The organism is Pseudomonas tructae, from assembly GCF_004214895.1.
Classification (GTDB): domain Bacteria; phylum Pseudomonadota; class Gammaproteobacteria; order Pseudomonadales; family Pseudomonadaceae; genus Aquipseudomonas; species Aquipseudomonas tructae.
Map to the genome: position 1 here is coordinate 5,197,631 of NZ_CP035952.1, position 12,887 is coordinate 5,210,517.

Annotated in this window: 9 protein-coding genes; 3 read left to right on the forward strand and 6 right to left on the reverse strand. The window is 61.0% G+C overall.

Features of this window, described 5'->3' with window-relative positions; translation table 11 throughout:
* Nucleotides 1–65: 65 nt before the first annotated feature.
* From EXN22_RS23785 to EXN22_RS23795, 3 genes are all read left to right on the forward strand, one after another.
* Nucleotides 66–1,244, forward strand: coding sequence for an acetyl-CoA C-acetyltransferase (locus tag EXN22_RS23785; protein WP_130266349.1), 1,179 nt, complete (start codon nt 66–68; stop codon nt 1,242–1,244).
* 79 nt (nt 1,245–1,323) lie between these two features.
* On the forward strand, nt 1,324–2,340 hold the full coding sequence (locus tag EXN22_RS23790; RefSeq protein ID WP_130266350.1) for a class I SAM-dependent rRNA methyltransferase: 1,017 nt from the start codon (nt 1,324–1,326) through the stop codon (nt 2,338–2,340).
* Nucleotides 2,341–2,431: 91 nt separating this feature from the next.
* On the forward strand, nt 2,432–5,368 hold the full coding sequence (locus EXN22_RS23795; RefSeq protein ID WP_130266351.1) for a DUF748 domain-containing protein: 2,937 nt from the start codon (nt 2,432–2,434) through the stop codon (nt 5,366–5,368).
* A gap of 169 nt (nt 5,369–5,537) precedes the next feature.
* On the opposite strand, the gene EXN22_RS23800 is transcribed toward EXN22_RS23795, so the two are convergent.
* The 6 genes from EXN22_RS23800 to infB all read right to left on the reverse strand — a co-directional run bounded on the left by EXN22_RS23800 (nt 5,538) and on the right by infB (nt 12,881).
* Nucleotides 5,538–5,888: a BON domain-containing protein gene (locus EXN22_RS23800; protein ID WP_130266352.1), complete on the reverse strand. Its 351-nt coding sequence runs from the start codon at nt 5,886–5,888 to the stop codon at nt 5,538–5,540.
* A gap of 259 nt (nt 5,889–6,147) precedes the next feature.
* On the reverse strand, nt 6,148–8,253 hold the full coding sequence (gene pnp, locus EXN22_RS23805) for a polyribonucleotide nucleotidyltransferase (protein WP_130266353.1): 2,106 nt from the start codon (nt 8,251–8,253) through the stop codon (nt 6,148–6,150).
* Nucleotides 8,254–8,503: 250 nt separating this feature from the next.
* Nucleotides 8,504–8,773: a 30S ribosomal protein S15 gene (rpsO, locus tag EXN22_RS23810; protein WP_010222985.1), complete on the reverse strand. Its 270-nt coding sequence runs from the start codon at nt 8,771–8,773 to the stop codon at nt 8,504–8,506.
* 153 nt (nt 8,774–8,926) lie between these two features.
* Entirely contained in the window at nt 8,927–9,844 is a 918-nt protein-coding gene (gene truB, locus EXN22_RS23815; RefSeq protein ID WP_130266354.1) for a tRNA pseudouridine(55) synthase TruB, read from the reverse strand.
* A gap of 3 nt (nt 9,845–9,847) precedes the next feature.
* On the reverse strand, nt 9,848–10,255 hold the full coding sequence (gene rbfA, locus EXN22_RS23820) for a 30S ribosome-binding factor RbfA (RefSeq protein WP_130266355.1): 408 nt from the start codon (nt 10,253–10,255) through the stop codon (nt 9,848–9,850).
* Nucleotides 10,256–10,376: 121 nt separating this feature from the next.
* Nucleotides 10,377–12,881, reverse strand: coding sequence for a translation initiation factor IF-2 (gene infB, locus EXN22_RS23825; RefSeq protein ID WP_130266356.1), 2,505 nt, complete (start codon nt 12,879–12,881; stop codon nt 10,377–10,379).
* Nucleotides 12,882–12,887: the final 6 nt, after the last annotated feature.

Genomic DNA, 12,887 nt, shown 5'->3' on the forward strand with positions numbered 1-12,887 from the left:
TCTATCCAGGCCCCCGGGCCTGAACCGTTCTGACGCCAAATCCAATAAGAGTGAGGACCCGCGCCATGCAAGATGTCGTTATCGTTGCCGCCACCCGTACCGCTGTCGGTAGCTACCAGGGAGCGCTGGCCAATATCCCCGCCGTCGACCTGGGCGCTGCAGTGATCCGCCAGTTGCTGACCCAGACCGGCATCGATGCCGAACTGGTCGACGAAGTCATCCTCGGCCAGGTGCTCACCGCCGGTGCCGGTCAAAACCCGGCGCGCCAGGCCGCAATCAAGGCCGGCCTGCCCCATGCCGTACCGGCCATGACCCTGAACAAAGTCTGCGGCTCTGGCCTCAAGGCCCTGCATTTGGCGGCCCAGGCGATTCGCTGCGGCGATGCCGAGGTGATCATCGCCGGCGGCCAGGAAAACATGAGCCTGGCCAACTACGTTGTGCCCGGTGCCCGTACCGGCCTGCGCATGGGCCACAGCAGCCTGATCGACAGCATGATCAGCGATGGCCTGTGGGATGCGTTCAACGACTACCACATGGGCATCACCGCCGAGAACCTGGTGGAAAAGTACGGCATCAGCCGTGAACAACAGGACGCCTTCGCCGCCGCCTCGCAGCAAAAGGCTGTCGCAGCAATCGAAGCCCGGCGTTTCGTCGACGAAATCACTCCGATCCTGATTCCGCAGCGCAAAGGCGAGCCGCTTGCCTTCGCCACCGATGAGCAGCCACGCGCCGGCACCACCGCCGAGTCGCTGGGCAAGCTCAAGCCCGCATTCAAGAAAGACGGCACGGTAACCGCCGGCAATGCGTCCTCGCTCAACGACGGTGCGGCAGCGGTCTTGCTGATGAGCGCGGCCAAGGCGCAACAACTGGGGCTGCCGATACTGGCCCGGATCAAGGCGTACGCCAACGCCGGGGTTGATCCGGCGATCATGGGCATCGGCCCGGTCAGCGCTACCCGCCGTTGCCTGGAAAAGGCCGGCTGGGACCTGGCGGACCTGGACCTGATCGAAGCCAACGAAGCCTTCGCCGCCCAGGCCCTGTCGGTAGGCCAAGAGCTGGGCTGGGATGCCAGCAAGGTCAACGTCAACGGCGGCGCCATTGCCCTGGGCCACCCGATCGGTGCCTCGGGTTGCCGGGTGCTGGTGACCTTGCTGCATGAAATGATCAAGCGTGATGCCAGCAAGGGCCTGGCGACCCTGTGCATCGGCGGTGGTCAGGGCGTGGCCCTGGCGATCGAACGCTGATCACTGCGGGAGGGGCGGCAACGGCCCCTCCCCGGTCTTGAACTGATAAACTGCACGTCCGCAAACCAAGGCCACGTGCATGTCCCTCTTGAATCAGGCGCTGCGCGCCGCCCTCGATGCCCGCCAGGGCCTTCTCGCCGAACTGCATGCCCAGGGCACCGATTGCTATCGCCTGTTCCATGGCAGCCAGGAAGGCGCCAGCGGCCTGACCATCGACCGCTACGGTCCGCAGCTACTGGTGCAGAGTTTCCATAACAGCCTCGACACCAGCACCTTGCTGGACTTGCACGCCGCTGTGCAGGCGCATCTGGGCCTGGAACTGCTGCTGGTCTACAACGACCGCTCCCAGGGCAACAGCCGCATTGAGCGTCGCGATCCGGTGTATCAGGCCAGTGAAGCTGCGCTGGCCGATCATGTTGGCCACGAATGGGGCCTGAACTACCGGGTGCGTGGCCGCCATGCAGGGCAGGACCCGCTGTTGTTCCTCGACCTGCGCAACGCCCGTGGCTGGGTCAAGCAACACAGCGCCGGCAAGCGCGTGCTCAACCTGTTCGCCTACACCTGTGGCGTTGGCCTGAGCGCCGCAGCAGGTGGTGCCCGCGAGGTGTGCAACCTGGACTTCGCCGAAGGCAACCTGGCCGTGGGCAAAGAAAACGGCGCACTTAACCCGCAGTTGCTGCCGATGAGTTTTATCCAGTCCGACTACTTCCCGGCAATCCGTCAGTTCGCCGGCCTGCCGGTCAGCCAGCGTCGCGGCCACAAGCTGCCCCCGTACCCACGCCTGGAGCAGCGTCAGTTCGACCTGGTGTTGCTCGACCCACCGGCCTGGGCCAAGAGCGCCTTCGGCACCGTCGACCTGCTGCGCGACTATCAGAGCCTGCTCAAGCCGGCGCTGTTGAGCACCGCCGATGATGGCGTGCTGATCTGCTGCAACAACCTGGCCAAGGTCAGCCTCGACGACTGGCGCGAGCAAGTGCTGCGCTGTGCCGAAAAAGCCGGGCGCCCGGTACGCGACTGGCAGGTGCTCAAACCCGCCGGCGACTTTCCGTCGCAGGATGGTCAACCGCCACTGAAGACCTTGATTCTGCAGCTCTGACACAAAAAATCGCAAATATACGGGGTAGCTTCGGAACCGTTTTTACGTGCCATACTCCAACCACCTCCGTTCGAGACAGACGACGCCACACATGCCCAAAGGATTGAAACGCGCCCTCGGCGCCATGCTGGCCGCAGTGGCCTTGTACAGCCTGCTTGGCTTTCTGATCCTCCCAGGGGTTGCCCTGCGTATCGCCAACCAGCAACTGGCCAACTACGCCACGGTGCCGGCGCACTTGCAACGGATCGAACTCAACCCGTTCAGCCTCGAACTGACCCTCTGGGGCCTGCAGATCGGTGAGCCGGGCAAGGAACAGATCGGTTTCGAACGCCTGTACGCCAACCTGCAGCTCGACAGCCTGTGGACCGGTGCCTTGCACCTGGCCGGGGTCGAGCTGGACAAGGCACGCACCGAGCTGCTGTTCGCCAAGGACGGCAGCCTCAATCTGGCCCAGCTGTTCAAGCTGCCGCCCAGCGAAGCCAAGCCGCAAGAGCCGGCCAGCGACCCGTTCCCGCTGCGCATTGGCAGCATCAAGCTCAGCGAAGGCTACCTGCACTTCCAGGACCTGCGCCCGAGCGAGCCGATCGAGTTCCTCTACGACTCGATGAACCTGGAGCTGAAAAACCTCAGCACCCTGCCCGAGGACAGCACCGACATGTCGCTGGTCGCTATCGGGCCTGCCGGTGGCCGTATCGACTGGAGCGGTACCTTCAGCCTGGTGCCGATTGCCTCCGAGGGCACCTTGAAGGTCACCGATGGCAAGATGAAAGCCTTCTGGCCGTATGTCCGCGATGCCGTGCCACTGGTGCTCGAAGAAGGCGTGGTCAGCCTCGATACCCACTACAAGCTGAATCTGTCCAAGGAAACCGAGCTGCTGCTGGACAACACCTCGGTCAGCATCGCGCCCTTTGCCATCAAGGCACCGGATGGCCGGCCGCTGGCCCGCCTGGCGCGACTGGATGTCAGCGAAACCTCGATTGACCTGGCCAAGCAACTGGTCACCGTCGGTAAAATCCGCAGCGACAAGCTCGAAACCTGGGCGGCAGTGGAGTCCGATGGCCAGCTCGACTGGCAAAAGCTGTTCGCCAGCCAGCCGGCCAAGGCCACGCCCAAAGAAAAAGCCGAGCCCGCCGCCGCTACAGCAGATGCCGAACAACAGGCCGCGGCCCAAGCGCCGAGCAAACCGTGGCAGGTGCTGCTCAAAGACGTGCAACTGCGCAATTACCAGGTGCACCTGGCCGACCGTTCGCAAAAAGAGCCAGTGGCCCTGGACGTCGGCCCGCTGAACCTCGACCTGCAGAATTTCGACAGCCTCAACCAGTCGCCCTTCACCCTCAAGCTCGATACCGGCGTGGGTAAACAGGGCAAACTGCAAGCCGCCGGTGAAGTGAACCTGGCGCCGGTCAGCGCCAAGCTCAAGGTCAGCACCCAGGACATCGACCTGCGTATCGCCCAGGCCTACATCAGCCCCTTTATTCGCCTGGAGCTGCGCAGCGGCATGCTTGGCAGCGACCTCAACGTCGACCTCAAGAGCACCGCGCCGCTGGCATTCAGTATCGATGGCAAGGCCCAGGTCAACCAGTTGCACACCCTGGACACCATCAAGGACCGCGACTTCGTCAAATGGCAGCAACTGAACCTCGATGGCCTGTCGTACCGCCACGGTGATGCCCTGACCATCGGCAAGGTGACCCTCAAGCAACCCTACGCGCGCTTCATGATCAACGAAGACCGCACCACCAACGTCGATGACCTGCTGATCGCGCAACCGGCCACGGCGCCAGCCAAAGCCCCCAGCACCACCAAGGCTGCGGCCGAGAAACCCCTGGGCATCCGCATCGGTGCAATCGACATCAACGACGGTTCGGCCAACTTTGCCGACTTCAGCCTGACGCCGAACTTCGCCACGGCCATCCAGCAGCTCAATGGCCAGATCGGCACCATCGACAACCGCCAGCCCAAACCGGCCAAGATCGACATCAAGGGCAAGGTCGATCGTTATGCCCCGGTGACCATCAAAGGCTCGCTGAACCCCTTCGACCCGATGGCCGCCCTGGACATCGCCACCAGCTTCAAACGCGTCGAGCTGACCACCCTGACCCCCTACTCGGGCAAGTTCGCAGGCTTTCGCATCCGCAAGGGCCGGCTGAACATCGACCTGCATTACGTGATCACCCAGGGCAAACTCAAGGCCGAGAACAAGGTGGTGGTCGAGCAACTGCAACTGGGGGAAAAAGTCGATAGCCCGGATGCCGTGGACCTGCCAATTCGCCTGGCAGTAGCCTTGCTCAAGGACACCGACGGCAAGATCTCCATCGAGCTGCCGGTGACGGGCGATCTCAACGACCCGCAGTTCAGTGTCATGCCGATCGTCTGGCAGACCCTGCGCAACCTGGTGATGCGTGCGGCCCAGGCGCCATTCAAGTTCATTGGCGGGCTGGTCAGCGGCGGTGATGCCCAGGACCTGGGCAACGTGGCCTTCGTCGCCGGCTCCAGTGACCTGAGCGCTGATGCGCAAAGCGCCCTGGACAAACTTGCCAACGCGCTCAAGGAACGTCCTGCCCTGCGCCTGGAGATCGAGGGCACCAGCGCCCAGAGCAGCGACGGGCCACTGATTGCCCAGCAACGCCTGGAGCGTGAGTACCAGGCCACTTACTACAAGATCCTCCAGCGTCGCGGTGACAAGGTGCCGGCCCAGGCGTCAGAGCTGAAGGTCCCGGACGGCGACAAACCAGCAATGCTCGAGGGCATTTACCGCACCCGTATGAAGCAACAGCCACCGGCCGAGTGGGAACAGCTGGACCGTGAGCAGCGCACTACCCAGATGCGCGATGCGGTCCTCAAGTCCTGGGGCGAAAGCGCCCTGCTGTTGCGCCAGTTGGGTCAGGCCCGGGCCAGCAGCATCAAGGACTACCTGGTGGACAAAGGCCAGCTGGCGGATGACCGGGTCTACTTCGTCGACGCCAGCCTCGGCCAGGCCGAGGCAGATGGACGGGTGATTTCGCCGCTGCATCTGGATGCGGAATAAAGTAGGCCTCTATCGCGGGGCAAGTCGGGTCGCCGCATCGCCGCTCCCATCGGTATGATTTCTCTCCTGACAAAGAAGCCCCGGCAACCAGTGCCGGGGCTTAGGGTGACCAAGTCCTTTTGGTCTTTCGCATGAACCTGCTAAGGGTCAGCGAGTCGGGACAAACGCTTTAGTTGGCTTTCAGGCCGTCAGCCGAAACGGCTTGCACGCCTTTGATCTTCTTGGCGATAGCCACCGCCATGTCTTTCTGCGAATCGCTCACGGCAATGTCCGAAGACAACGAGACTACGCCTTTATTGGTTTCGACCTTGATGTCAGTGCCCGGGATGCCTTTCTCGGTCATCAGGTCAGCTTTGACCTTGGTAGTGATCCAGGTGTCGGAGGTCGCTTCTTTTGCTTTGGTCACTTCACCCGCAGCAACGGTCAGCGGAGCCTGGGAAGGCTGTTGGGCAAAAGCCGCGTTAGCCAGAGTCAGGGTCAGGGCGGTGGCAGTAGCGGCAGCAATAGCGAACTTCTTCATACGAGACACTCCTGTTTTTCGAAAAGTCTGCGCCGTAAGTCCTGGCAGCAGGGGTATGAATACCATTGCAGGGCCTATGCCAGTTTCTTGTTGAAATTTTTACCCTTATAAATCAATAAGTTAAAAATAAAGGAATGACTCTTGATCGTGCAATTTGCAAGCCGTGGGAAAATCCTGCATGCAAGATGCAAGTCCGCAAGAGGCTTTTACAAGGCACAAAAAAAGGACCCCGAAGGGTCCTTCTTCTCAAGCTACGTGCTTAGACGCCGGATGCCTTGGCAGCGGCAACGTCCTTGATCGACAGCTTGATACGGCCGCGGTTGTCCACGTCCAGTACCAGTACTTCAACTTCCTGACCCTCTTTGAGGATGTCGGTCACTTTCTCGACGCGAGCATCGCTCAGCATGGAGATGTGAACCAGACCGTCCTTGCCAGGCAGGATGTTGACGAAAGCACCGAAGTCGACGATACGCTCGACCTTGCCGACGTAGATCTTGCCGATTTCAGCCTCGGCAGTGATGCTCAGAACGCGCTGACGAGCAGCTTCAGCAGCGTCTTTGGTCTCACCGAAGATCTTGATCGAACCGTCGTCTTCGATATCGATCGAAGCCTTGGTTTCTTCACAGATGGCACGGATGGTCGCGCCGCCTTTACCGATGACATCACGGATCTTGTCGGTGTCGATCTTCATGGCGATCATGGTCGGAGCGTTTTCCGACAGTTCGCTACGGGACTGACCGATGATCTGGTTCATCTGGCCGAGGATGTTCAGGCGCGCTTCCAGGGCCTGGCCCAGGGCGATTTCCATGATCTCTTCGGTGATGCCGTTGATCTTGATGTCCATCTGCAGCGCGGTAACACCCTTGGCGGTACCGGCTACCTTGAAGTCCATGTCGCCCAGGTGGTCTTCGTCACCGAGGATGTCGGTCAGAACAGCGAACTTCTCGCCTTCTTTAACCAGACCCATGGCAATACCGGCCACCGGTGCCTTCATTGGCACACCAGCGTCCATCAGTGCCAGGGATGCACCACAGACCGAAGCCATGGAGCTGGAACCGTTGGACTCGGTGATTTCCGATACTACGCGGATGGTGTACGGGAACACGTCAGCGGCAGGCAGCATGGCCTGGACCGAACGGCGAGCCAGACGGCCGTGACCGATTTCGCGACGACCAGCACCGCCCATGCGGCCACACTCGCCCACCGAGAACGGCGGGAAGTTGTAGTGCAGCATGAAGGGGTCTTTCTTCTCGCCTTCGAGGGTGTCCAGCAGTTGCGCGTCACGGGCAGTACCCAGGGTCGCAACGACCAGGGCCTGGGTTTCGCCACGGGTGAACAGTGCCGAGCCGTGGGTCTTTGGCAGAACACCGACTTCGATGTTCAGCGGACGCACAGTCTTGGTGTCGCGGCCATCGATACGTGGCTTGCCGTTAACGATGTTTTCGCGAACGGTACGGTATTCGATTTCGCCGAAGATTTCTTTGACTTCGGAAGCCGAAGGCTGGCCTTCTTCACCGGAGAACTTGGCAATCGCCTGATCGCGCAGTTCACCCAGGCGAGCGTAACGGTCGGCCTTGACGGTGATGGTGTAAGCCTGGGAAACAGCTTCACCCAGCTCGGCGCGGATAGCGCTCAGCAGCGAAGTGTTCTCGGCCTTGGCAGTCCAGTCCCAGGTAGGTTTGGCAGCTTCGGCGGCCAGTTCCTTGACAGCCTGGATCACGACCTGGAATTCGTCGTGGGCGAACAGTACGGCGCCCAGCATCTGGTCTTCGGTCAGCTCTTTGGCTTCGGATTCGACCATCAGAACGGCGTCGGAGGTACCGGCAACGACCATGTCCAGGCTCGAGGCAGCCAGTTGCTCGTAGGTCGGGTTCAGCAGGTAGCCGGTGCTTTCATGGAAAGCAACGCGGGCGGCGCCGATCGGGCCTTCGAACGGAATGCCGGAGATGGCCAGGGCAGCCGAGGTACCGATCATCGCAGCGACGTCCGGATCGGTCTTCTTGCTGGTGGAAACGACGGTGCAGACCACCTGCACTTCGTTCATGAAGCCTTCTGGGAACAGCGGACGGATCGGACGGTCGATCAGACGCGAGGTCAGGGTTTCTTTCTCGGAAGGACGGCCTTCACGCTTGAAGAAACCACCAGGGATCTTGCCGGCGGCGTAGGTCTTTTCCTGATAGTGAACGGACAGGGGGAAGAAGCCTTTGCCTGGATCGGCCTGTTTGGCACCGACCACGGTCACCAGTACGGTGACATCGTTGTCGACGGTGACCAATACGGCGCCGGACGCTTGACGAGCAATACGGCCCGTCTCGAGGGTAACGGTCGATTGACCGAACTGGAATTTCTTGATTACCGGGTTCACGGTTTCCTACCTTTTTCAGTGGCTCTGGGGGAACTTGTTCTTGCGAATTCTTGGGCAGAACAGGGAATCGGCCCTGTTGGCAGTCCAGATAAAACTAGAGGTTGGGAGCCTGCCCTGCCCTTGCGGTAAACCGCTCAGGCGAGACAGACAGCCAACCTCATAGATACGCAAGGCGTGCTCACCAGCACGGGGGCCAAAGGCTCCGCCTGGTGACTGCAGCACGCCATGCACACCACTGGCCAGGCCGCTATTAGCGACGCAGACCCAGACGACCGATCAGGGCGCTGTAACGAGTGGTGTCCTTGCCTTTCAGGTAGTCCAGCAGCTTACGACGCTGGTTAACCATGCGGATCAGACCACGACGGGAGTGGTGGTCTTTGCCGTTGGCCTTGAAGTGGCCTTGCAGCTTGTTGATGTTGGCGGTCAGCAGGGCAACCTGCACTTCCGGGCTACCGGTGTCACCGGCTGCTTGCTGGTATTCGCCAACGATCTTTGCTTTTTCTTCAACGCTGAGTGCCATCTGGCTTCTCCAAATCAAGGGAAACCGAACAAACGGTTTCCAATAGGCCAGGGACTGCTCCCTGTATTCATAAAGTGAGGCGTGACCGTGCCTATTAACAGCCATCCTCTTTACCACCAGCACCAGGCCTGAGCCTGGCACCGAGGGTTTCGATCATTCTGACCGAATCAGTCGACGTGGCGCGATACGCCCGTCTTCGCTCACTTCACCGATACCGATGAAGCGACCGTTGTGATCTTGTACCCGAACCATGCCGAACTTCGGCGCGTCAGGGGCTCTGACCGGCTGACCATTGAGCCAGTAGAACGCACTGTGCTCGGAGAACTGCAACAGTGGCCAGTCCAGCAGACCGCTGTCCGATGGCATCAGGAAGCGATCGACCGCTTCGTTGCCACCTTCGGCGTGGACCGCTTCGAGTTCTTCGAGGCTCACCGTCTGGGCCAGCTCGAAAGGACCGGCGTGGGTACGACGCAGTTCGGCGACATAAGCCCCACAACCCAGCACTTCGCCGATATCCTCGACCAGGGTGCGGATGTAGGTGCCTTTGCTGCAGCCGACCGACAGCCGGACACGGGTGCCTTCACACTCGAGCAATTCCAAGCGGTTAATAGTAACAGAACGCGCCTCGCGCTCCACTACTTCACCTGCACGGGCAAGCTTGTACAACGGCTGACCATCACGCTTGAGAGCCGAGTACATCGGCGGTATCTGACTGATTTGACCACGAAATTGTGGCAAAACCGCTTCGATATCGGCGCGACCAATGGTCACCTCGCGGGACTTCAGTACTTCACCCTCGGCATCGCCGGTGGTGGTGGTCTGCCCCAGTTGCATGACCGTCTCGTAGCCCTTGTCGGAATCGAGCAGGTATTGCGAGAACTTGGTCGCCTCTCCGAAGCACAGTGGTAGTACGCCACTGGCCAGTGGGTCGAGGCTACCGGTGTGCCCGGCCTTTTCGGCATTGAGCAGCCAGCGGACCTTCTGCAAGGCAGCGTTGGAGGTGAACCCCAACGGCTTGTCGAGCAGGATGATGCCGCTGACGTTACGACGGATACGCTTGACCTGAGCCACCGCTTACTCCTTGGTGTCCAGGGGCGTGTCGGAATCGGAGGCCTGGTGCAGCTTGTCTTCGGCGACGGCGCGCTCGATCAGGGCCGACAGGTGGACACCGCGACTGACGCTTTCGTCATAGTGAAAATGCAGTTGCGGCACGCTGCGCAGTTGCATTTCCTTGCCCAGGTGCACGCGCAGGAAACTGGCCGCGCCGTTGAGCACCTTGAGGGTCTGCTTGATATCGTCAGCGCCTTCCTGGCCCATGCAGGTGATGAACACCTTGGCATGGCCGACATCGCGGCTGACATCCACAGCGGTAATGGTGACCACGCCGACGCGCGGGTCTTTGACTTCACGACGGATCAACTGGGCCAGCTCGCGCTGAATCTGATCGCCGATGCGTTGGGTACGGCTATATTCTTTTGCCATTTTTGCTACCTGTAACTAAAGCGGCAAACGCCCGGCCAGGCTAAAGCCGGACCGGGCGTTGCGTTCAGAGCCGCCAAGCGCTGCCCTGGAGCGGACGATTGGCGGTTCCCATGCTCGCGGCTTAAAGCGTACGAGCCACTTGGACTTTCTCGAAGACTTCGATCTTGTCGCCGACCTTGACGTCGTTGTAGCTCTTGACGCCAATACCGCACTCCATGCCGGCACGTACTTCGGACGCATCGTCCTTGAAGCGACGCAGCGACTCCAGCTCGCCTTCGAAGATCACCACGTCCTCGCGCAGTACGCGGATCGGACGGTTGCGGTAAACCACACCCTCGACGACCATGCAGCCGGCGATGGCGCCGAACTTCGGCGAACGGAACACGTCACGTACTTCGGCGATGCCCAGGATGTTCTCGCGAACATCGCTGCCAAGCATACCGGTCAGGGCTTTCTTGACGTCTTCAATGATGTCGTAGATCACGTTGTAGTAACGCATATCCAGACCTTCCTGTTCGACGATCTTGCGCGCGCCGGCATCGGCACGCACGTTGAAGCCGAACAGTACTGCATTGGACGCCAGGGCCAGGTTGGCATCGCTCTCGGTGATACCACCGACACCGCCACCAATTACGCGAACCTGTACTTCGTCGTTGCCCAGGCCGCTCAGGGAGCCCTGCAGGGCCTCGAGAGAACCACGGACATCGGACTTGAGCACGATGTTGAGGGTCTTCTTCTCTTCCTGGCCCATGTTCTCGAAAATGTTCTCGAGCTTGCCAGCGTGAGCGCGAGCCAGTTTGACTTCGCGGAACTTGCCTTGACGGAACAGGGCAACTTCACGGGCTTTCTTCTCGTCAGCCACTACCGACAGCTCGTCACCGGCGTCCGGAGTGCCATCCAGGCCGAGAATCTCGACCGGGATCGCAGGACCAGCTTCCTTAACAGGCTTGCCGTTTTCGTCGAGCATGGCCCGTACACGGCCGTAGTTCGAACCGCACAGGACCATGTCGCCCTGACGCAGGGTACCGTCTTGAACCAGAACGGTAGCCACCGGGCCGCGACCCTTGTCCAGGCGCGACTCGACCACCACACCACGACCCGGGGCCGATGGAGTAGCCTTGAGCTCGAGGATTTCGGCTTGCAGCAGGACCGCTTCGAGCAACTCGTCGACACCGGTACCCATCTTCGCCGACACCTTGACGAACGGCGTGTCACCACCCCAGTCCTCGGAGGTAACACCCTCGACGGACAGTTCGTTACGGATACGATCGAGGTCCGCACCCGGCTTGTCGATCTTGTTCACCGCTACAACCAGCGGAACACCGGCAGCCTTGGCGTGCTGGACCGCTTCGCGGGTTTGCGGCATCACGCCGTCGTCCGCCGCAACCACCAGGATCACGATGTCGGTCGCCTTGGCACCACGGGCACGCATGGCGGTAAACGCGGCGTGACCCGGGGTGTCGAGGAAGGTGACCATACCGCGGTCGGTTTCTACGTGGTACGCACCGATGTGCTGGGTGATACCACCGGCTTCACCGGCAGCTACCTTGGCACGACGGATGTAGTCGAGCAGCGAGGTCTTACCGTGGTCAACGTGGCCCATTACGGTCACGACGGGTGCACGGGAGAACGCTTCGCCTTCGAACTTCAGCGATTCGGCCAGGGAGTCTTCCAGGGCTGTATCGCTGACCAGGGTGACCTTGTGGCCCAGCTCTTCGGCGACCAGTTGAGCGGTCTCGCGATCAAGCACCTGGTTGATGGTCACCGGAGTGCCCAGTTTGAACATGAACTTGACGACTTCAGCGCCCTTGACGGACATCTGGCTCGCCAGATCGGCAACCGTGATGGTCTCGCCGATCTGCACGTCGCGGATCACCGGACCGGTCGGGCTCTGGAAACCATGGGCATTGCGCTTCTTCGGCTTGCCTTTGCCACGGCCACCACGACGGAAGCCATCGCTTTCTTCGTCGGTGGTACGCGGAGCGGCACGCGGGGTAGGCGCCTTTTCCTTTTCCTTGACCTTTACCGAAACGCGCGGCGCTTCGTTACGGCGCTCGCCGCCACGACGCTCGTCGTCACGCGACTTGTCGCTGCGACGCACGTCGTCTTTCTTGCGGTCGGCGACCGGGGCCGGAGCGGCGTCAGCAGCTTCGATCACAGGTGCGGCAGCCGGCGCCGGAGCGGCGGCAACCGGCGCGGCAGGCGCAGCGGCAGGTTGGCGACGGACTTCTTCCTCGACACGCTGACGTGCCTGGGCATCGGTCTTCTCACGGGCAGCGTTTTCGGCTGCACGGCGCTCTTCCAGCTCGCGCTTCTGCTCGGCCTGGATTTCTTCCGGGCTGCGCTGAACGAATACTTTCTTCTTGCGTACTTCTACGCTGATGCTCTTGCTACCGGCGACACGCAGGGTGCTGGTGGTTTTGCGCTGCAAGGTGATCTTGCGCGGTTCTTCCACTTTTGCCTTGTGGCTGCTCTTCAAATGAGCCAGCAATGCCTGCTTCTCATTGTCGGTCACTACCTGACCGGCGTCGGTGTGCGGCAGACCTGCCTCACGCATCTGCTGCAGCAGGCGCTCTACCGGTGCAGCGACCTCTTGGGCCAATTCTTTCACCGTGACTTGCGTCATGCACTT

What these genes read in the sequence shown, in the direction of transcription:
- EXN22_RS23785 (WP_130266349.1), top strand. Translation starts at nt 66, where the DNA reads ATGCAAGATGTCGTTATCGTTGCCGCCACCCGTACCGCTGTCGGTAGC.
- EXN22_RS23790 (WP_130266350.1), top strand. Translation starts at nt 1,324, where the DNA reads ATGTCCCTCTTGAATCAGGCGCTGCGCGCCGCCCTCGATGCCCGCCAG.
- EXN22_RS23795 (WP_130266351.1), top strand. Translation starts at nt 2,432, where the DNA reads ATGCCCAAAGGATTGAAACGCGCCCTCGGCGCCATGCTGGCCGCAGTG.
- EXN22_RS23800 (WP_130266352.1), bottom strand. Translation starts at nt 5,888, where the DNA reads ATGAAGAAGTTCGCTATTGCTGCCGCTACTGCCACCGCCCTGACCCTG.
- rpsO (WP_010222985.1), bottom strand. Translation starts at nt 8,773, where the DNA reads ATGGCACTCAGCGTTGAAGAAAAAGCAAAGATCGTTGGCGAATACCAG.
- rbfA (WP_130266355.1), bottom strand. Translation starts at nt 10,255, where the DNA reads ATGGCAAAAGAATATAGCCGTACCCAACGCATCGGCGATCAGATTCAG.
- infB (WP_130266356.1), bottom strand. Translation starts at nt 12,881, where the DNA reads ATGACGCAAGTCACGGTGAAAGAATTGGCCCAAGAGGTCGCTGCACCG.